The following is a 20,043-nucleotide window of genomic DNA, read 5'->3' on the forward strand; positions in this document are numbered from 1 at the left end:
CAGTTCTGCCTCCCTCACCCGCCGGTTGCGCCGGCGGGTTTTTTATTGGCCGCGTGCTCACAAATTGCGGGCTCTAAGGCAACATCACGGCGAAACGGCCCGGCTTGGCGGTGCTTTTGCCTGCCGATGTGGCATTTTTGTCATTCCAATATTGGCGAGCGTCCTGTTAGAACACGGACGGGTTTGTTCTTATGCTAAGGGGCTAAAATGTTCATCTCTGCTAAATCCGTTCTTCTCGGGGCCGTTTCGGCAATGGCTTTGATATCGGTAGCGCATGCCGCCGATGTTGTGCAGCCGGTGGAAGAACCTGCCGGTTTCAACTGGAGCGGCGCCTATGTCGGCATCGGCGGCGGCTTCGGCGCCACCGTGCATCGCATCAGCGTCGACCCGGTGATCGACTTCAACGGGATCGGCGGCAACGGCGTGTTTGGCGAAATCACCGCCGGCTACGACTATATGGTCTCCGAGCGCTTCCTGCTCGGTGGCTTCATCGACGCAAACATCGGGAATATCGGTCCGTCGATCAGCCTTCCGGGCGCTGATATCGACCTGACGAACGCTTATGGCTTCGACGTCGGCTTGCGCGCCGGCTATCTCTTGAACCCCGATACGCTCGGCTATGTGCTCGGCGGCTACACCTGGAACCATTTCAAGCTCGAGGGTTCGGGCTTTGCCGACGGTCTTGATTTCACGGAGAACCGTGGCGGCTATGTCGTCGGCGTTGGCATGGAAACCGTGCTGCGCGGCAACTGGACGATCAAGACCGAGTACCGCTACGCCAACTATGGCGACGACTCGGTGGCTGACCTCGGCATTATCGGCGGCCCGGGGACCTCTCTGGATGTCGAGCCATCCAGCCATACCTTCCACATCGCGGCCAACTACCGCTTCGGCGCCCAGAATGGCGGCGGTGCCTCGTTTGCTGCTCCGACCTACAACTGGACCGGCTTCTATGTCGGCGGCGCGCTTGGCGCCGGCACTGTAGTGCATGACCTGACGCTCGCCAGCGCCCTCGAATTGGATGGCATCGGCGGCGAAGGCGTGTTCGGCGAGGCGAGCATCGGTTACGACCATGATTTCGGCGGCTGGGTCGCCGGCGTTCTGGTCGACGCCCGCTATTCCGGCATACGCTCGAAGCTGGACATTCCGGGTGGGTCGATCAAGGGCGATACCGACTATGGCTTCGATGCCCTGGCCCGCATCGGCGCCAAGGTCAACGAATCGACGCTGGCCTATGTCCTCGGCGGTTACAGCTGGCAGCATTTCGACCTGCATGCCTCCTCGCCCGTTGGCGACATCGTCGACTGGGGCTCGAGCGGCTTCTCGGTCGGTGGCGGCCTGGAAACGGCCGTTTCCAGCAACATGACGCTTGGTCTCGAATACCGCTATTCGCAGTATGAGAAAGAGGATTTCGGGTCGGACGGCTTCCTCACCGACGAGCCTTCCTTCCAGACCGTTCGCGTCGGCGCGAAGTATAAATTCAACTAAACGCCGCACACACACACGGCAAAGGCCCGTCGGTCAATTCCGGCGGGCTTTTTCTTTGCGCAAAATTCCTGGCGCCGGCATTGAACAGGCTGGCGGACAACAAAAAAGCGGAGCCAAAGCCCCGCTTCCTTGGTCATCGAGATCCCCGCCGGTTCATCCGCGGTCGGCAATCCATCGACGCTGGTCTTTTAGCGCGAGAATGCGACGGGAGTACGACAAGTCCCAACCGGCATCGGCGTGAGTCGCCATGCCGGCGACGATCGCGGTGCTGTGTGAAGTGCTTCACATCCGCCATTCGAAAAGCATGCGCAGACAGAGCTGCCAACTTGACGGCTCGTGCCGTCACACGGTTCCAACTGCCCGCCAGACCACCGGCGGGCATCTTTTTGTCAGAAACGCTCGATGCGGCACTGATAACAATTGTTGCGCGCCGAGCGGACGTGGACATAGGCGATGTCAGCGCGCTCAAACAGCGTCTCTGCCCGCGCCGCAAGGCGGCCAGTCGGAATGACGCCGCCGCTGCCATAGACGATGCGGTCATCCGCACCATAGCCGCGCACGATATAGTCGCTGCTCTCAAGCATCTCTGGAAGCGCTTCCGTCTCGGCTGCGCGTTCGCATTCCTGCGCATGCAGGAAGATCGGTCCTGTCTCGGCGTAAGGCTGCAACGCCGGAAACGGCCGATAGGCCATGATCAGATAGCCATCGCCTTCGGCGACGTTTCTCAGGCAATGCCGGCACGGCACCCCGTCGCCATCTGAAACCTTCCGCTCCGGCGTTTGCCCGTAGGCGTCCGGCCCGCCGCGCTGCAGCGCTCTCACATCTTCTGTCGGCAAGGCTTTGAACTGGACGGTCATGGCTAAAATCTCCGGTGTGGTGGTTGACCGGAAATTATGCCCCCGCCGAGGTGCTTCCCACCCGATTCCTGTCAACTGTCAGCAGCCCGGCCAGTCTCAGGCCGGACTGCTTCGGCATTGGGCAGGTCCCGCGCCGGCTCAGCGGATGAAATCGTCGAAGCGGCGCAGCGTCACCCGGCGCCTGCGCCAGTTCTCGTCCTGGGTCCGCACGAGCAGGAATTCCTCGCCATGAACGGTCGGTTCGGCCTTCAGTCGGAGAAAGTCACGGCCGCATGACGCTGGCCGAACGCTCGGCGAACGACAGCGGATGCACGGTCTCCTTCTTTTGCGCCACCGGCGCAAAACCGAGCTTCTGGTAGAGCGGCAAGGCAGCCGGATGGTCGAGCGTGCAGGTCTGCACCGTTACCCGTTTCGGCCCATACGACCATGCTGCGGCAATCGCCGCACCGAGGAACCAACGGCCGATGCCTTGCCCGGTCGCATGTTCCATCATGCCGAAATAGGCGAGCTCGACTTCCTCTGGCAAATGCGGCTTGAGGTCGAAGAAACCGGCCGGCGCGCCGTCGAGATAAAGCACCCTGATGTCGCGGTCCTCGCGGTGGATCCCGGCGGCAAGCTCGTCATCGTCCAGCCTCAGCACATTGACCCAATGCCATTTGCGCCCGACCCGATCCATCAGATAGCGATAGAAATGCAGCGGAATGTCCTTGGTCCTGAGCAGCGCGATCTGCCTGTTGTAGGGCAAGGGCGGCGAATAGGCCGGCGGCACATGCATTTCCAGAAACGTGACCGTGACCTCGATGTCGTCCAGCGCGCCATTTTCCATCGCCATCATTCCTTGCCCGTCACCACGGGCGTGTCTGCCAGCCCGCCCCATTCCGTCCATGAGCCGTCGTAGAGCCGGTTGTCGGTGTGGCCGAGCGTCTCCAGCGCCAGAGTGACGACAGCCGCCGTGATGCCGGAACCGCAAGAGGTGACGACCGGTTTCGACAGATCGATACCGGCATCCTCAACGGCCTTGCGCAACTGGTCCTTCGACAACAGCGCGCCATCCTGTGACAGCGCCGAATAAGGCAAATTGTGCGCGCCGGGCATGTGGCCGGAGCGAACACCCGCGCGGGGCTCTGGCTCGGCGCCGGTGAAGCGGCCCGCGCCTCGGGCGTCCGCAATCTGGCTCTCGCCAGTCTCGACGATGCGGCGCATGTCGGCAAGGCTGGCGACGCGAGCGGCATCGAAATCGGCATGAAACACATTCGGCGCGATCTTGGTCGGCTCCGCCGTCACCGGCCGGCCCGCCGCCTTCCAGCGGTCGAAGCCGCCGTCGAGCACATAGACCTGGAACACGCCCATGACGCGGAACATCCACCAGGCGCGCGGCGCCGAGAAGAAACCCGGACCGTCATAGACGACAATGGTGTCGTCGGCCGAAATTCCCATGGCGCCTACATATTGCGCGAAATGCTGTGGCGAGGGCAGCGTGTGCGGCAGCTTGGCATCAGGATCGGAGGCCGCATCATGATCGAAGAATCGCGCACCCGGAATATGCGCAGCCTCATACTCGGCGCGCGCATCGCGCTTCTGCGCCGGCAGATACCAGGATGCATCGACGATCGTCAGGCCGGGCTCGCCAAGACGGCTCTGCAACCAGTCCGCATCGACGGTGAAAGGGCTGTCATCGGCCATTGTTCTTCTCCTGCTCCGCCTTGGCGAAGCATTGCTTCCTGTTGACCATGATCTTCCCCGAAAACCCGCTTCCACTTTTCGGGATCATGGTTCGTTCAAGCTACCGGCATTGGTCCGAAGCGAATGCGAAAACGCCGGTTTTCGCGGCCCTTCTTCTCGATCTTGCCGATATGGATTTCACCGACTTCGCCGGTGCTTTTGACATGGGTGCCGCCGCAGGGCTGGCTGTCGATCGAAGCGTTGTCGCCGATGCAGACCAGGCGGATCTTGCCGGTGCCGGCGGGCGGCCGGACAGTCTTGGATTTCACCAGGCCAGGATTGGCTGCCAGTTCCTCGTCGGTGATCAGCCTGACGAAGATCGGATGATCGGCCCGCACCAGCTCCATCAGCCCGGCGGTGACGTCTTCCCTGGTGAAGCCGGCATCGGGAGCGTCGAAGTCGACGCGGCTGTCATCTTCGGAAACCGCAGCACCGGTAATCGGAAACGGACAGACGACGGTGAGCAAATGGCAAGCTGCGTGCATGCGCATCAGGAGATGCCGCCGCTCCCAGTCGATGGCGAGTTTCACCCGCTCGCCCACCTCGGGTGCCGGCTGCTCCGGCGCCGGCACATGGATGATCTCGTCCTTGGTCTCGCCGGTGATGGTGGCGGCAATGGCGATGCGGCTGCCGTCCGCGCGCTCTAATGTGCCGGTATCGCCAGGCTGGCCGCCCGATGTGGCATAGAAGATGGTCCGGTCGAGAATGATGCCGCCGCGCTCGTTGATGGCGACAACGGTGGCGTCAGCCTCTCTGAGATAGGCGTCGTCGCGAAACAGCGCTTCTGTTCTGTGCGCCATCAGGCGACCTTCTCATACGGCACCGAAATTGTGCTGCGCTCATCCATCCAGCCCGGCACCGGCAGGTTCTTCTCACGCAGGAATTCCGGGTTGAACAGCTTCGACTGGTAGCGCGTGCCATAGTCGGCAAGGATGGTCACGATGGTGTGGCCGGGGCCAAGCTCGCGCGCCAGCCGGATCGCGCCGGCAATGTTGATGCCGGTCGAACCGCCGACGCACAGGCCTTCTTCCTGGATCAGGTCGAAGACGATCGGCAGCGCCTCTTCGTCCGGCACCTGGAACGAGAAGTCCGGCGTGAACCCATCGAGATTTGCCGTGATGCGCCCCTGCCCTATCCCTTCGGTGATCGAGCTGCCGTCGGACTTCAATTCGCCACTGGTGTAGAAGGAATAGAGCGCCGCACCCAGCGGATCGGCGAGCGCGATCTTGACGTTGCTGCTATTGGCCTTCAGCCCGAAGGCGACGCCGGCCAGCGTTCCGCCCGAACCCACCGCCGAGACGAAACCGTCGACCTTGCCGCCGGTCTGCATCCAGATTTCTTCCGCCGTGGTGCGGATATGGCCGTCGCGATTGGCAACGTTGTCGAACTGGTTGGCCCAGATCGCGCCGTTCGGCTCCGACCTCGCCATCTGCTCGGCCAACCGCCCCGACAGTTTCACGTAATTGTTGGGGTTCTTGTAAGGCACCGCCGGCACTTCGATCAGCTCGGCACCAAGCAGCTTGATCGTGTCCTTCTTTTCCTGGCTCTGGGTGTCGGGAATAACGATCACTGTGCGATAGCCCAGCGCCTTGGCAACCAGCGTCAGGCCAATGCCGGTATTGCCTGCCGTGCCTTCGACGATGACCCCGCCCGGCTTCAACAGCCCGCGCTGTTCGGCGTCGCGGATGATGAACAGGCCGGCGCGATCCTTGACCGACTGGCCGGGGTTCATGAACTCGGCCTTGCCCAGGATCTCGCAGCCGGTCTGCTCCGAGGCCTTGTTGAGGCGGATCAGGGGCGTGTTGCCGATCGCTTCGATCACAGAACGGGGCATCCGGGATTCCTTATGGAGCTGCGGCGAGACCCTAGAAACCCGAAGCTTGCGTTTCAAGGCAAGAATTCGCCTGGTCCAGTCGCATTTCGGGCACTGCAATCTCCCGCGGCCGGACAACGCGCGATGACGATCATTTCAACCAGTACGGAAAAGCGCTCTTTTCATTCGATTTTTTCACCGCTAGAGCACTAATGACAGATCGGCAGGGCGCAGAATGACACTTTACCGGGCCAACCCGAAGCACGGCGTCGCCTGGATAACCGGCGGCAGCAGCGGCATCGGCCGTGCGCTGGCAAAGGACCTCGCGGCAAAGGGCTTTGTCGTCGCGGTCACCGCACTCGACGGCGACCCACTCGACGCGCTCATCGTCGAGACGGCGCAGATGCCGGGACGTGTCGTCGCCTACCCTTGCGACGTCACCGATGAGCCGCGCATGGCAAGCACGGTGGCGGCGATTGAAAAGGAGCTCGGGCCGATCGTGCTCGCCGTCTTCAACGCCGGCAACTACATCGCCACGCCCGGCGAAGACCTCAGGGTCCGCGACTTTCGCCAGACCTTCGAGGTCAACTATTTCGGTATCATCAATGGCCTCGTCCCGCTCATGGAGCGCATGCGCATCCGTGCGCGCGGCCATATCGTGCTTGTCGGATCGGTTACCGCCTATTTCGGCTGGCCGACCACGGCGGCCTATGGCGGCTCGAAGGCGGCGATCAACATCCTGGCCGAGTCGCTGAAATACGATTTCGACAAGATGAATGTCCGGATCCAGGTGATGAATCCGGGCTTCATCGACACCCCGCTGACGGAAAAGAACATGCTGCCGATGCCGGGGCTGATGCCGGTCAACCGCGCCTCGCGCCGCCTGCTGCGCGGCATCGAGCATGGCGGCTTCGAGGTTACCTTCCCTCACCGGCTGAGCTGGGGGCTGAAGGTGCTGGCACTGCTGCCAAGGCCAGTCTGCCGGTGGTTCATCAGCACGGCGACTCGCTGGACAGGGCGGCCGCTGAATTTCGACCGCAAGCCGCCGAACGAATAGCTGTCCACAGCCCGGCTGTTGCCTGACTGCACCGGCCGCCATAGGCTTTAGAATTGTTGTGGTGTCTGAGATGGGGCGACGGATCGTGCTTGCGGTGCTGGGCGTCGTCATCATCCTTGTCCTGGCCCTCCTGCTTGGTCCGCGCGTTCCCGTCGACACAACAATCAGCTTCGACCCCAAGGTGATCGGCGACGATCCGCAAGCATATATCGCGCGTGAAGAGGCTGCCGTGCCCAACGTCCGCGACGCGCTCGAGAAAGAAATCATCTGGGCCGATCCGATGGTTCACGCCAGGACGCCATTGGCGATCGTCTATATCCATGGCTTTTCGGCATCGAAGGGCGAGGTTCGCCCGCTGGCCGACGAGGTCGCCGACCAACTCGACGCCAACCTTTTCTACACCCGCCTCACCGGTCATGGTCAGGACGGCGCTGCTATGGCGCAAGGCAGCGTCAATGCCTGGATCAACGACTATGAGGAGGCGCTCGCCATCGGCCGGGCCATCGGCGACAAGGTGATCGTCATCGGCACCTCGACCGGTGGATCGCTGGCGGCATGGGCGGCGACTGAGCCTGGCGCATCGGACGGCGTCGCTGCAATCGCATTCATCTCGCCGAATTTCGGCGTCAGGGCTGCAGGCGCCGAGCTGCTGACCATGCCCTGGGGCAGGCAGATCGCCGAGTTCGTCGGCGGCAAGGAGCGCAGCTTTCCGACCCGCAACGCGCTGCACGAGAAACTCTGGACGCACACATATCCAATGGCAGCCGTGCTACCGATGGCGGCGCTGACCAACCTTGCCTACGCAGCGCCTGTGGAGAAGGCAACCATACCGGCGCTGTTCATCTTCTCGGATTCCGACAAGGTGGTGCGCCAGGATCGCACCCGCGAAATCGCCGGCCGCTGGGGCGCACCGCATGAACTGGTGCCCGTCGACGACAATGGCGATCCCGACGACCACGTCATTGCCGGCGACGCGCTGTCGCCCTCGACCACGGCTTTCCTGGCGCAGCGGATCGTCGTGTGGGTGAAGGCAATTACCGGGCAGCCCTAAACGAAAAGGACGGCCGAAGCATTGCCCCGGCCGTCCTCATATTCAATCGTCAGCAATCAAGCCAGGCTCGACGAGCCTGACCGGTTCGTCTGATCAGGCAGCCCGCGCAGCGGGCCGCTTGCCGCCGAAGCGGCGCTTGTTGTTGCCCTTGAAGGCCTTGGCGCCTTCCGGCTTGCGCTCGCTTGCACCCGCAAAGGCCGGCTTGTCACCAAAACGCTTCTTGGCGAAGCCGTTGTTCTGGCCACCGGGCCGCCTGCCGTCGCGACGGCCATTGCGGTCGTTGCGATCATTGGCGGGCTCGAAGCGCTCGTTCTTTTCGGCCGGATTGCGCACCGGATCCGGGCTGCCGAGATGGTCGGCAACGATCGGCAGCTTGCTGCGGATGATGCGCTCGACCTGACGCAGCTTGCTGTTTTCGGAAGGATCGCAAAGCGTGATGGCGATGCCGTCCATGCCGTTACGGCCGGTACGTCCGATGCGGTGGACATAGCTTTCGGCCTCATCCGGCAGGTCGAAATTCACCACATGGCTGATGCCGGGAACGTCGATGCCGCGCGCCGCGATGTCGGTCGCGACGAGAATGCGCACCGAACCCTCGCGGAAATCGTTGAGCGCCTTCTGGCGGGCGTTCTGCGACTTGTTGCCGTGGATGACGGCGGCCTTGAAGCCGTCGCGCTCGAGGTCCTTGGTCACCCGGTCGGCGCCATGCTTGGTGCGCGAGAAGATGATGACGGACTTCATTGCCTCGTCGGCGAGCATCGTCGACAGCACCTGGCGCTTCTGCTTGGTGCGGGCAAAGACGACGCCCTGCACGATCTCGGCGGCCGCGGTGCTCTGCGGCGCGACTTCGACGCGGATCGGGTTCTTCAACAGGCCCTTCGCCAGCTCGGCGATTTCGTTGGGCATGGTGGCCGAGAACAGCACCGTCTGACGGTCGGGCGCGGTCGCCTTGGCGATCCGCTTGACGTCGTTGATGAAGCCCATGTCGAGCATGCGGTCACCCTCGTCCAGCACCAGCCATTTGGTGTCGGAGAGAATGAGGTCGCCCTCGCGCACCAGGTCGGTCAGGCGGCCGGGCGTGGCGATCAGGATGTCGACGCCGGGCGCAACCTTCTTCACCTGGCTGAAGCGCGAGACGCCGCCAAGCACGAGAGCGGTCGAGACATGCGCGCCCTTGGCGAGGATCTTGATGGTGTCCTCGATCTGGACGGCGAGTTCGCGCGTCGGCGCCAGGATCAGCGCACGAGTGGTCTTGGCTCGGCGCTTGGTGCCGAGCGCGATGATCTTCGACAGGATCGGCAGCGCGAAGGCAGCGGTCTTGCCCGAGCCGGTCTGGGCGATGCCGAAGATATCACGGCCTTCCATCTGCGGCGGGATCGCCTGCGTCTGGATCGGCTTCGGCTCGGTGAAGCCGGCGCCATGCGTCGCCTTGAGCAGCGCGCCGGTAATTCCAAGAGCTGCGAAACCGGTGAGTTCCGTAGTGTTGCCGGCCGAGATTGCGTTACCGGCTGAGGTGTTTTCGTTGGTCAAAATAGTCTTCTTTCACGCGGTCTTGGCCGCAAACATCGATGGCGGCAGGGCGCAACCTGCCGTCGAAAAATTTGATATGAAACGACAAGGCGGGCGGACGGTAACGTCCACTCGGCTGCGCTGTCGTGCCCGCAGGCGTCATGCCACGGGGCTCTTTCGCCACTTCGTGATGTATCGGAAAGAGAGGCCGATATACCGGAAAGAGGGAAAACAGACGCAACCAGTCTCATTTGTCGAGAAGGCCGGAATCTCCGGCCCAAGCGCCTATGGGCTGCATATGGCTGAGTTCGCTCCGGAATGCAAGGGGCCACATGTTGCAGCGCAATAATCGAGGCCGAAAGCGGCGCTTGCACACGCCTGCAGGCATCATTACCACAAATGCAGCTGCCATTTCTGGAGACCGAGCGATGAAGGACGTGCTGAAGGAACTCGAGCGCCGCCGCGAGATCGCCCGCATGGGTGGCGGCCAGGCCCGCATCGACGCCCAGCACAAGAAGGGCAAGCTGACGGCGCGCGAACGTATCGAGGTCTTTCTCGACGAAGGCTCGTTCGAGGAGTTCGACATGTATGTCGAGCATCGCTCGACCGACTTCGGCATGGAGAAAACCAAGATCGCCGGCGATGGTGTCGTCACCGGCTGGGGCACCGTCAATGGCCGTCCGGTCTATCTCTTCGCCAAGGACTTTACCGTCTTCGGCGGCTCGCTGTCGGAGGCGCACGCCGAAAAGGTCATCAAGGTGCAGGAGATGGCGCTGCGTAATCGCGCGCCGATCATCGGCCTCTACGACGCCGGCGGCGCCCGCATCCAGGAAGGCGTGGCGGCGCTTGGCGGCTATGCCGAGATCTTTCAGCGCAATGTGCTGGCCTCCGGCGTCATTCCGCAGATTTCCGTGATCATGGGCCCTTGCGCCGGCGGCGACGTCTATTCGCCGGCGATGACCGACTTCATCTTCATGGTCCGCGACACCTCTTACATGTTCGTCACCGGGCCGGATGTGGTGAAGACCGTCACCAACGAGACGGTGACCGCCGAGAGCCTTGGCGGCGCGTCCGTCCACACGACGAAATCCTCGATCGCCGATGGCGCCTACGACAATGACGTCGAGGCGCTGTTGCAGATGCGCCGGCTGGTAGACCTTTTGCCCGCGTCAAATACGTCGGAGCTTCCTGAGATCGAGTGCTACCAGTCGGTCACCGACCATGATCTGTCGCTCGACCGGCTGATCCCAGACAACGCCAACAAGCCTTACGACATCAAGGAGCTGATCCTCAAAGTTGCCGATGAAGGCGATTTCTTCGAGATCCAGCAGAACTTTGCCAAGAACATCGTCACCGGTTTCGGCCGTGTCGAAGGCCGCACCGTCGGCTTCGTCGCCAACCAGCCGATGGTGCTGGCCGGCGTGCTCGATTCCGACGCAAGCCGCAAGGCGGCGCGCTTCGTGCGCTTCTGCGACTGTTTTTCCATTCCCATCGTCACCTTCGTCGACGTCCCCGGCTTCCTGCCCGGCACCGCGCAGGAATATGGCGGCCTGATCAAGCATGGCGCGAAACTCCTGTTTGCCTACGCCGAGGCGACCGTGCCGAAAATCACCGTCATCGCCCGAAAAGCCTATGGCGGCGCCTATGACGTGATGGCCTCAAAACATCTGCGCGGCGATATGAACTATGCCTGGCCGACGGCGCAGATCGCGGTGATGGGGGCGAGAGGCGCGGTCGAGATCATCTACCGTAAGGATATCGGCGACGCCGAAAAGCTCGCAGCCCACACAAAGGCTTACGAAGACCGCTTCCTGTCGCCCTTCGTCGCCGCCGAACGCGGCTATGTCGACGAGGTGATCATGCCGCATTCGACCCGCCGCCGCATTGCCCGGGCACTGCGCATGCTGCGCAACAAGGACATGCAGAACCCTTGGAAGAAGCACGACAACATCCCGTTGTAACATCCAATGTCGCGACTGATCATCAGCGCCGGTCGGCGGTTTGGCAGGTTCACGGTCCTGTTTTTCGTTGTTCCCGCTCTCATCATCTTCTGCGTCTGGATGTCCCTGCTCGACAACCATCCAATCTGGTTTATCGCCAGCGGCTTCGTCGTCATGCCGATCGCCACCACGGCCTTGGCATTTCTGTTCGGCACATTGTTTGCGGGCTTCCGACGCAGCAAGATCAAAGGCGTCAGTGAAGCAGAAGCGCCCGGCCTGTGGGCGCTGTGGCGGAGCGTCGCCGGACCGCGCCGTGCTGCGCGCACGGTTGTCATACTAGAGGGCAACCTGAACGCCAGCGTGCGCGAAGAGCGCACGCTTCTCGGCCTTCTCGGCAATCGGCTGTTTCTAACCATTGGCATCCCTCTCCTCGCAGTGACCGATGAAAGAGCGCTTGCCGCGATCCTTGCCCATGAGGACGCGCATGTGCGCAACAAGGATACCAATGGCAGCCTCAATCTCGCTGAGTTCGAAAACGGTTTCGGATTTGTCTTCGAGTATGCCCCGCCCGGAACCACGATCACAGGCAGCCTGCTCCACGCCGCTATCGGCTGGCTGTCGCAATCGTTCGAGCGGGAAGAAATCCGGCTTTCGCGCGAAGCGGAGATCAAGGCAGATCGACACGCGGCATCCTCCGGCGACGCCGAGCACGCCGCACGCGCGCTGTTGCTTCTTGCCACGGCAGACGTGCATTTCACGGAGACGGTCTATGACCCTTTGCAGCATGAATTGCGAGGTGCTTTGCGTCCGCCGCGACCGCCGCTCGAGCGCATGCTGGAAGCTGCCGGCCAGCTGCGAGAACCCATTTGCCTCGATGTTTGCGCCCGCAAGGCGTGGGCAAGCCCGGATGACGCAAAGTCCACCCATCCATCATGGGCTCAACGGCTGGCGGCGCTTGGCTACACGGAGCCGCCCGACCTGGACCCGATCGCCGTGACCGCGCTCTCGACGCTGCTGAACTCGAGCGTAGCACAGCGCCACATTTCGGAATTCGACACCAAATGGACTGCGCGGATGGAAGACTATCTCCAGCGCTGAACTGGTGGTCGCCCAACTCGCAGGCTCACTCCTCTTCCGCCGCCCCGAACCCCGCATCCCTGGGGGCGCTGGTCGCGCTCGCCCAGGGCGTCGCGTGATTATCGATGCGCATCTGGAAGATGAAATAGGTCGGCGAGCAGTAGCCGATGCCTTTCACCTTGGCAGCACCCGGCGTGTCCGGCGGCAGCGACTGGCACATATAGTCCTCGCGGCAGAAATGATCAGCCGAGCAGGCTGGACGGTTGCCGCGGTTGACCGCGCCGCCGAGGCACTGGTCGAAATTGTTGGTGGCGACGCAGGTGTCGAATTTCTTGCCGCCGACCATGCCGCAAATTTCCGATGGCATCGGCTTGCCCGTCTTGAATGCGGCGAAGCTGCGGTCCTTGTCGTCGCAGGCGCGATAAGCGATGCCTGCCGGTACGCCGATTTTCGGTGGCCGGCAGGTGTAGGCGGTCCGCGAAAAGGTCGGCGCAAAAGCCGCGAACTGGCCGGTGATCTTGTAGCGGTCGTTGAACGGCTGAGACGGGTTGCTGGCGATCGACCCGGTCAGGCAGGGATGGCCCGAAAACATCTTTGGACTGTCCGTGGGCAACAGACATTGCGCCAACGCGGTATGCACGCCTGAAGCCGTCGCGAGCGGCGTGCAGACGGTGCCGCCACCGCATTGCCAGGTCGCGCCGAAGCGTTTGCATCATCCGGCATCAGGCACGGCATCGCCATCTCGGCCGGGGCGTAATCGACATCGCCGGCATCGGTCCATGTCGCCGGCGGCGCGAAGGACAGCGGCCGGTAGCGGTTCGGCTCCTTGCCTTCTTCCGTCGCGCGCAGCCAGGCCTCACGTCGCGGAATCTCGGCATGGAGATGCGGCGAGATGCCGACCTCGATCCGGTTGAGAGGCGACGTCGTTTTGTCGTCGAGGCCGATGAAGTGAAAGCCGGCCGTCGAGCCCGCCTGGTGGCAGCCCTGGCAGGCGCCATTGTCCAGCCGCTCGACCAGCGCCTCCGGTGTCCGCACCAGCTTTAGCGCCGCATAGTCCAAGCCGGCGAAATCCGCTGGCTGGAACAGCGGCGTGAACGGATGGTTGGCCCGTCTCGCGCTGCCGAAGGTCGACCACGAGATGATTTTCTTGGCCAGGAATTCGTCGGGGATTTCGTAGACGCCGAGATCGATGGCCGCGACATTGGCGCTGACGTAGTCGGCGAGCCCTTTCTTCAGTGCGGCATCATCCGAGAGCCGCGCAACGTCAGGCGTATTCTCCAGCGGCTTCTCGCTGATGGCAGCGCCATCGATGCCGAAGATCCGCATCAGATAGGCCGCCTGCCCGCCGAATTCGGTCTCCTGTCCCGAGGGAAAACGCACCACCTGCGCATTGAGTTCAAGCTGCTTGAACGTCAGTTCCTCCGGTGCCAGCGAACCGCCGGCCAGCCAGCCGGCATCGACGTTTTCGTCGATCTGCGGTGTCCAGCGCCCGGCAACGCCGACGCAGCCGCCATCGGCATCCGGCGCCACGCTGTAGACGGCGTTGAAATTGAATGGCAGCCGCGATGCCAAAACCTTGCCGTTCTTGCGGAAACTGTAGGCCAGGCGATAGATGAAGCGCACCTCGCCACAGCTCTTGTCGCCTTGCAGCGCGGTGAAGTCACGCCGGTCCAGCCGGTTGACGACGCCGACCAGGCGGAAGCGCGCGGCCTCGGTCTTCAGCCAGCGCATATCCATGATGCGGCCGACATTGCCGTCGGTCACCTCGTAGAGCGTGCGCCCGCCGGCCTTTATCTCGGCCCGCAGCGTGGCAATATCGGCCGCCACCATGTCGACAACAGCACGATAGGCCGGCACCTCACTGTAGAGCGTCTTCAGATCGTCCGCGCCGTCGACGGCGAAAATGCCGGCGAAGCCAAACCCCTTGGCATCGAGGGCGGCGAGCACCGCCGGATCGTCGACGATGGTCACCGGCTGCTCAGCGCGCACGCCATGCGAGGCGAACAGCGCGATGATGGCTGCAATGGCGAGCGCGAAACGCTTCATCCGATCGGCACCTTCTGCCGTGCCTCGACAAGTTCACGCAGCACCGGCACCAGCGCCAGCGGCAGATCCTCGGCGATCAGACCCGGTCCGAAGCGGCTGCCGGCCTCGGCATGGATCCAGACCGCTGCGCAGGCGGCCTCGAATGCCTGCATGCCCTGCGCCAGCAGCGCGGCGACAATGCCCGCCAGCACGTCGCCGGAACCGGCGGTGGCGAGCCATGGTGCACCATTGGCGTTGATCACCGCGCGGCCGTCCGGCGCCGCGATGACGGTGTCGGCGCCCTTGTAGACCATGATGGCGTTGGCTCGTTCAGCGGCTGCGCGCGCCTTGGCGAGTTTCGACTGCTTCTTGTCCTTCGCGATGTCGGGAAAAAGTCTGGCGAATTCGCCTTCATGCGGCGTCAGCACCAATACCGGCGCCCACGGGAGCAGCGCGGCGTCGAACAGGGCCTGAGGCTGATGCGCCAATGACGTGATGGCGTCAGCATCCAAGACAATGGCAGGGCGCTGAATTCCGAATGAACTCGTCGACGTGCGGTTTAGGTCAGCGACCGTCGCGATCAATTGCAACGCGAAATCCCCCACTTTGGGTTTCGGCCCGAGCCCTGGTCCGAACACAAGTACTTCGGGGTGCCTCGCCGACAAAAATTCCTGCACTTCCTCCATCGAACCGGCCTCGCGCAGCATGATCGATGTCAGATGCGCGGCGTTTACCTGCATGGCATTTTCAGGCGAGAGCACGGTCACCGCCCCTGCCCCGGCTCTGGCTGCAGCCATCGCCGACAGCCGCGCCGCACCTGTCGCGCTCGGCCCGCCGGAAAAGACGCTGACGTGGCCGCGCTTATACTTATGTGTATCGACCGCCGTTTTCGGAAAACTGTATAGCCAGAAATCAGGCGTGTTCTCGAACGTCTTGATCTTGAACTCATCGACGATCGCATCCGGAATGCCGATATCGGCGATGATGATCTCGCCGCAGAGGCTGCGCCCCGGCATCAGCAGATGGCCGGGCTTTTTCCGCACGAACGTCACCGTCACGTCGGCCTTGAAATAAGCGTTGCTCAAGCCGGTCTCGCCCGACACACCAGAAGGCAGATCGATTGACACCACAGGCACGCGCTCCGCCGCGGCCAATCCTGAGACGGCAGAGGCATGCAGGGATATCTTCTTCGACAATCCCGCACCATAGAGCGCGTCCACGACGACTTCACCCGGTTCCGGGTAGCAGTGTCCGATGTGCTCGACCGGCAGATTGCAGGCCTCGGAAGCTCGCGCCGCATCACTCCCGGGCTTCTGCTTGCCTTCGGCCCAGAGCGCCACATTCACACCAGCCTCGGCCAGCAACCGCGCTACAACATAGCCGTCGCCACCATTATTGCCGGGGCCGCACAGCACGTGCACGCGGCTTGCTGCGGGATAGCGTGCCAGGACCACAGCAGCGACCGCTTCGCCGGCGCGCTGCATCAGGCCATAGCCGTCGAGCGGACCGGCCGCGATCGCCAGCCGGTCGGCCTCGCCCATCTCGGCCGGCGACAGGACTTCATTGCTCATGGATTGCCGATCCGCATTTCGTTCAAGGCCGACCCCTTTGTCCCTATCGAGCATTGTCCAGTTTCGGATTCGAAGCAAACGGCCAGGTGCTGCGTTGGCGTGCGGCCAATCCTTTCGCAGACTGGTGCCACGGATCCGCGCGGGCCTGCAAAATGCGCAATCTGCCTAATTATCGTGCAGACGCCCGAAGCGGCAATGTGTAGGCTTCGGGCAGCTTTGCCGCAGCCGAAGCAGAGGATGACGCGAATGTGCATCCCGGCGCGGCGCGGCATTGGAATTGCGCGAAACCGCTTCGCGTGGGCTGAAATTGGCACAGTTCGTGCTTGATGGAGGCGCAAGCGGGGCGCACAACCCGTTTTTTTGGCAGTGGAGGCCACTTTTTACATGAAAAAGATCGAAGCGATCATCAAGCCGTTCAAGCTAGACGAAGTGAAGGAAGCGCTTCAGGAGGCCGGTCTGCAAGGCATCACCGTGACCGAGGCCAAGGGCTTTGGCCGCCAGAAAGGCCATACCGAACTCTATCGCGGCGCCGAATATGTCGTCGACTTCCTGCCCAAGGTGAAGATCGAAGTCGTGCTGGGCGACGACGCCGTTGAAGGCGCCATCGAAGCCATCCGCAAGGCGGCGCAGACCGGCCGCATCGGCGACGGCAAGATCTTCGTCTCCAACATCGAGGAGGTCGTTCGCATCCGTACCGGCGAAACGGGGATGGACGCCGTCTGAGCTTTCTGATTTCAGATTAACGTCTCCTCGAAACGTCATCACACAGGGAAGAAACGACATGACGACAGCCAAAGACATCATGAAGCAGATCAAGGACAACGACGTGAAATTCGTCGACCTGCGCTTCACCGATCCGAAGGGCAAGCTGCAGCACGTGACGATGGATGTCATCGAGGTCGAGGAAGACATGTTCGCCGACGGCGTCATGTTCGACGGCTCCTCGATCGCCGGCTGGAAGGCGATCAACGAGTCCGACATGGTGCTGATGCCCGATGCGGACACCGTCCACATGGATCCGTTCTTCGCCCAGTCGACCATGGTCATCCTGTGCGACATTCTCGATCCGGTCTCCGGCGAATCCTATAACCGCGATCCGCGCGGCACTGCAAAGAAGGCCGAGGCCTACATGAAGGCCGAAGGCATCGGCGACACCATCTATGTCGGCCCCGAAGCCGAGTTCTTCGTCTTCGACGACGTCAAGTACAAGGCCGATCCCTACAACACCGGCTTCAAGCTGGACTCGACCGAACTGCCGTCCAACGACGACACCGACTACGAGACCGGCAATCTCGGCCACCGCCCGCGCGTCAAGGGCGGCTACTTCCCTGTGCCGCCGATCGACAGCGCGCAGGACATGCGCTCCGAAATGCTGACCGTGCTCGCCGAAATGGGCGTGCGCGTCGAAAAGCACCATCACGAGGTTGCCGCTGCCCAGCACGAGCTCGGCATCAAGTTCGACACGCTGGTCCGCAACGCCGACAAGATGCTGATCTACAAATATGTCGTGCACCAGGTCGCCAACGCCTATGGCAAGACGGCCACCTTCATGCCGAAGCCGATCTTCGGCGACAACGGCTCGGGCATGCATGTCCACCAGTCGATCTGGAAGAACGGCAAGCCGACCTTCGCCGGCAATGAATATGCCGGCCTGTCGGAGTCGTGCCTGTTCTACATCGGCGGCATCATCAAGCACGCCAAGGCGATCAACGCCTTCACCAACCCGCTGACCAACTCCTACAAGCGCCTTGTACCTGGCTATGAAGCCCCGGTGCTGCTCGCCTACTCCGCGCGCAACCGTTCGGCCTCGTGCCGCATTCCGTTCGGCTCGTCCCCGAAAGCCAAGCGCGTCGAGGTCCGCTTCCCCGATCCAGGCGCGAACCCCTACCTCGCTTTCGCCGCCATGCTCATGGCCGGCCTCGACGGCATCAAGAACAAGATCCACCCGGGACAGCCGATGGACAAGGATCTCTACGACCTGCCGCCGAAGGAACTGAAGAAGATCCCGACCGTCTGCGGTTCGCTGCGCGAAGCGCTGCAAAGCTTGGACAAGGACCGCGGCTTCCTGAAAGCCGGCGGCGTCTTCGACGACGACCAGATCGACTCTTACATCGAGCTCAAGATGGCCGAAGTGATGCGCTTCGAAATGACCCCGCATCCGGTCGAATACGACATGTACTATTCGGTCTGAAGGATAAGCCTCAGCGACAAGGAAAAACCCCGGCGTCAGTTCAGACGCCGGGGTTTTTGTTTGACCAATAGCAGACCGTAGACGTGGTAGCAGCAGGCTACGGCGCAGGCTTACGAAGCCTGCGACGCTATAGATGCTTAGGCGGCCGCCGAAACCTGGGCGCTGGTCGAAACCTCCGCGATGGTCTTCAGGATCTGCGAAGCGATCTGGTAGGGGTCGCCCTGCGAGTTCGGGCGGCGGTCTTCCAGGTAGCCCTTGTAGTCATTGTTGACGAAGGAATGCGGCACGCGGATCGAGGCGCCGCGGTCGGCGATGCCGTAGCTGAAGCGGTTCCACGGCGCGGTCTCATGCTTGCCGGTCAGGCGCTTGTCATTGTCCGGGCCGTAGACGGCGATGTGGTCCATCAGGTTCTTGTCGAATTGAGCCATCAGCGCTTCGAAATAGGCCTTGCCGCCGACTTCGCGCATATAGGCGGTCGAGAAGTTGGCGTGCATGCCCGAGCCGTTCCAGTCGGTGTCGCCGAGCGGCTTGCAGTGATACTCGATGTCGATCTCGTATTTTTCGGTCAGGCGCTGCAAGAGATAGCGGGCCATCCACATCTGGTCGGCGGCCTTCTTGGAGCCCTTGCCGAAAATCTGGAATTCCCACTGGCCCTTGGCCACTTCGGCGTTGATGCCTTCATGGTTGATGCCTGCTGCGAGGCAGAGGTCGAGATGCTCCTCGACGATCTGGCGCGCGATCGGGCCGACATTCGAATAGCCGACGCCGGTGTAGTACGGGCCCTGCGGCGCCGGATAGCCGCTCTCGGGGAAGCCGAGCGGACGGCCGTCCTTGTAGAAGAAATACTCCTGCTCGAAGCCGAACCAGGCGCCCTCGTCGTCGAGGATGGTGGCGCGCTTGTTGGACACATGCGGCGTCACGCCATCGGGCATCATCACTTCGCACATCACCAGCACGCCATTGCTGCGGGCCGGGTCCGGGAATACGGCGACCGGCTTCAGCACGCAGTCGGAGCTGTGGCCTTCGGCCTGCTGCGTCGAAGAACCGTCGAAGCCCCACAACGGCAGCTGCTCGAGCGTCGGGAACTCGGCGAACTCCTTGATCTGGGTCTTGCCGCGAAGATTGGGGACCGGCGTGTAACCATCGAGCCAGATATACTCGAGCTTGTATTTCGTCATTCTAGAGCCTCTCGTTGCTTGATCACCGAACCTGGATGACATCGGCGCGCCGAGCCATCCAGCAGCCCAGCTGCCGGTCGATAAAATGCAAATCGTGTGCCACTTCAGTTGGTCAGGGTGCGGCAAAAATACCCTTTCATCCCGCCGGTGATGGCAAGCCGCCTAAGCAATGCGCCCGGATCAATCAAAGGCAGAATTTGCTTAATTAACAGGCAAATGCAGATCTTTCTTTAGGCATCTTGCCTAAAAGGATTGCAGGACCTACCTTGATGGAAAGATGAATCGAAGAGCCTCTCCAGAAGAAAGGAGACCGACCATGGAAATCACCTCAGCCCGTCCGTCGGCCAAAATCCTGATGTTCCCGGCGGCATCGCGTGTAACTGCCTCAAATTTAGGCGTAAAGGCCAAGTTTGCGGCAGAGCTTGCTTCGCTGCGCGATCACCCGCTTGCCCATGGCGAGGCCTGGTATCATGAGGCCGCCATTGCGGAGGCCGAACAGCCTCGCAAGAGCTAGGCGTCTTCCGCGCTGATAGATCGAACAGGCCCACAAATCAAAAACCCGGC

General features: G+C 62.3%; 18 protein-coding genes and 1 pseudogene. 8 read left to right on the forward strand and 11 right to left on the reverse strand.

Features of this window, described 5'->3' with window-relative positions; translation table 11 throughout:
* Window positions 1-252 precede the first annotated feature (252 nt).
* Entirely contained in the window at window positions 253-1,488 is a 1,236-nt protein-coding gene (locus tag NKL06_RS27180; RefSeq protein ID WP_081725379.1) for an outer membrane protein, read from the forward strand.
* 389 nt (window positions 1,489-1,877) lie between these two features.
* Here the strand turns inward: NKL06_RS27180 and NKL06_RS27185 are convergent, their stop codons facing one another.
* The 6 genes and pseudogenes from NKL06_RS27185 to NKL06_RS27210 all read right to left on the reverse strand — a co-directional run bounded on the left by NKL06_RS27185 (window position 1,878) and on the right by NKL06_RS27210 (window position 5,901).
* On the reverse strand, window positions 1,878-2,345 hold the full coding sequence (locus NKL06_RS27185; protein ID WP_023691268.1) for a DUF1203 domain-containing protein: 468 nt from the start codon (window positions 2,343-2,345) through the stop codon (window positions 1,878-1,880).
* 138 nt (window positions 2,346-2,483) lie between these two features.
* Window positions 2,484-2,588: pseudogene (locus NKL06_RS27190) on the reverse strand (OmpA family protein); the annotation flags it as partial.
* A 19-nt stretch (window positions 2,589-2,607) separates the two neighbouring features.
* Entirely contained in the window at window positions 2,608-3,171 is a 564-nt protein-coding gene (locus tag NKL06_RS27195; RefSeq protein WP_023682574.1) for a GNAT family N-acetyltransferase, read from the reverse strand.
* 5 nt (window positions 3,172-3,176) lie between these two features.
* On the reverse strand, window positions 3,177-4,028 hold the full coding sequence (gene sseA, locus NKL06_RS27200) for a 3-mercaptopyruvate sulfurtransferase (protein ID WP_023691267.1): 852 nt from the start codon (window positions 4,026-4,028) through the stop codon (window positions 3,177-3,179).
* 95 nt (window positions 4,029-4,123) lie between these two features.
* Window positions 4,124-4,867, reverse strand: a complete 744-nt coding sequence (locus NKL06_RS27205) for an alanyl-tRNA editing protein (RefSeq protein ID WP_023691265.1) — start codon at window positions 4,865-4,867, stop codon at window positions 4,124-4,126.
* Window positions 4,867-5,901, reverse strand: a complete 1,035-nt coding sequence (locus tag NKL06_RS27210) for a cysteine synthase A (protein WP_023691264.1) — start codon at window positions 5,899-5,901, stop codon at window positions 4,867-4,869. The genes NKL06_RS27205 and NKL06_RS27210 overlap by 1 nt, the downstream gene beginning before the upstream one ends.
* 214 nt (window positions 5,902-6,115) lie before the next feature.
* Here NKL06_RS27210 and NKL06_RS27215 point away from each other — a divergent pair, with 214 nt between their 5' ends.
* Window positions 6,116-6,937: an SDR family oxidoreductase gene (locus tag NKL06_RS27215; RefSeq protein ID WP_023691263.1), complete on the forward strand. Its 822-nt coding sequence runs from the start codon at window positions 6,116-6,118 to the stop codon at window positions 6,935-6,937.
* Between the two features lie 70 nt (window positions 6,938-7,007).
* Window positions 7,008-7,988, forward strand: coding sequence for an alpha/beta hydrolase (locus NKL06_RS27220; protein ID WP_023691262.1), 981 nt, complete (start codon window positions 7,008-7,010; stop codon window positions 7,986-7,988).
* Between the two features lie 93 nt (window positions 7,989-8,081).
* On the opposite strand, the gene NKL06_RS27225 is transcribed toward NKL06_RS27220, so the two are convergent.
* Entirely contained in the window at window positions 8,082-9,518 is a 1,437-nt protein-coding gene (locus NKL06_RS27225; protein ID WP_023698795.1) for a DEAD/DEAH box helicase, read from the reverse strand.
* A gap of 407 nt (window positions 9,519-9,925) precedes the next feature.
* Here NKL06_RS27225 and NKL06_RS27230 point away from each other — a divergent pair, with 407 nt between their 5' ends.
* Both NKL06_RS27230 and NKL06_RS27235 read left to right on the forward strand, forming a co-directional pair.
* Window positions 9,926-11,458: an acyl-CoA carboxylase subunit beta gene (locus NKL06_RS27230; protein WP_023691261.1), complete on the forward strand. Its 1,533-nt coding sequence runs from the start codon at window positions 9,926-9,928 to the stop codon at window positions 11,456-11,458.
* A gap of 153 nt (window positions 11,459-11,611) precedes the next feature.
* Window positions 11,612-12,535: a M48 family metallopeptidase gene (locus tag NKL06_RS27235; protein WP_196814072.1), complete on the forward strand. Its 924-nt coding sequence runs from the start codon at window positions 11,612-11,614 to the stop codon at window positions 12,533-12,535.
* Window positions 12,536-12,560: 25 nt separating this feature from the next.
* Here the strand turns inward: NKL06_RS27235 and NKL06_RS27240 are convergent, their stop codons facing one another.
* Genes NKL06_RS27240 through NKL06_RS27250 form a run of 3 tightly spaced genes read right to left on the reverse strand, consistent with a single transcriptional unit; the run spans window position 12,561 to window position 16,110 of the window.
* On the reverse strand, window positions 12,561-13,106 hold the full coding sequence (locus NKL06_RS27240; protein ID WP_352581312.1) for a hypothetical protein: 546 nt from the start codon (window positions 13,104-13,106) through the stop codon (window positions 12,561-12,563).
* On the reverse strand, window positions 13,082-14,560 hold the full coding sequence (locus tag NKL06_RS27245) for a hypothetical protein (protein WP_352581314.1): 1,479 nt from the start codon (window positions 14,558-14,560) through the stop codon (window positions 13,082-13,084). Before NKL06_RS27245 ends, NKL06_RS27240 begins: the two co-directional genes overlap by 25 nt.
* On the reverse strand, window positions 14,557-16,110 hold the full coding sequence (locus tag NKL06_RS27250; RefSeq protein ID WP_023691258.1) for a bifunctional ADP-dependent NAD(P)H-hydrate dehydratase/NAD(P)H-hydrate epimerase: 1,554 nt from the start codon (window positions 16,108-16,110) through the stop codon (window positions 14,557-14,559). Before NKL06_RS27250 ends, NKL06_RS27245 begins: the two co-directional genes overlap by 4 nt.
* A 384-nt stretch (window positions 16,111-16,494) precedes the next feature.
* Here NKL06_RS27250 and NKL06_RS27255 point away from each other — a divergent pair, with 384 nt between their 5' ends.
* Both NKL06_RS27255 and glnA read left to right on the forward strand, forming a co-directional pair.
* Complete coding sequence (locus NKL06_RS27255) at window positions 16,495-16,833, forward strand: P-II family nitrogen regulator (protein ID WP_006205430.1); 339 nt, start codon at window positions 16,495-16,497, stop codon at window positions 16,831-16,833.
* Window positions 16,834-16,891: 58 nt separating this feature from the next.
* Window positions 16,892-18,301, forward strand: a complete 1,410-nt coding sequence (gene glnA, locus NKL06_RS27260; protein WP_023672775.1) for a type I glutamate--ammonia ligase — start codon at window positions 16,892-16,894, stop codon at window positions 18,299-18,301.
* Between the two features lie 137 nt (window positions 18,302-18,438).
* On the opposite strand, the gene NKL06_RS27265 is transcribed toward glnA, so the two are convergent.
* On the reverse strand, window positions 18,439-19,479 hold the full coding sequence (locus tag NKL06_RS27265; RefSeq protein ID WP_023691256.1) for a glutamine synthetase beta-grasp domain-containing protein: 1,041 nt from the start codon (window positions 19,477-19,479) through the stop codon (window positions 18,439-18,441).
* 316 nt (window positions 19,480-19,795) lie between these two features.
* Between NKL06_RS27265 and NKL06_RS27270 the strand changes: the two genes are divergently transcribed.
* The gene (locus NKL06_RS27270; protein WP_023691255.1) at window positions 19,796-19,993 is read left to right on the forward strand and encodes a DUF2735 domain-containing protein; all 198 of its coding nucleotides are present in this window, start codon (window positions 19,796-19,798) and stop codon (window positions 19,991-19,993) included.
* The last annotated feature ends 50 nt before the right edge of the window (window positions 19,994-20,043 follow it).

Origin of the sequence: Mesorhizobium sp. C268A (assembly GCF_040324475.1) — a bacterium.
In the GTDB taxonomy this organism is placed as follows: Bacteria; Pseudomonadota; Alphaproteobacteria; order Rhizobiales; family Rhizobiaceae; genus Mesorhizobium.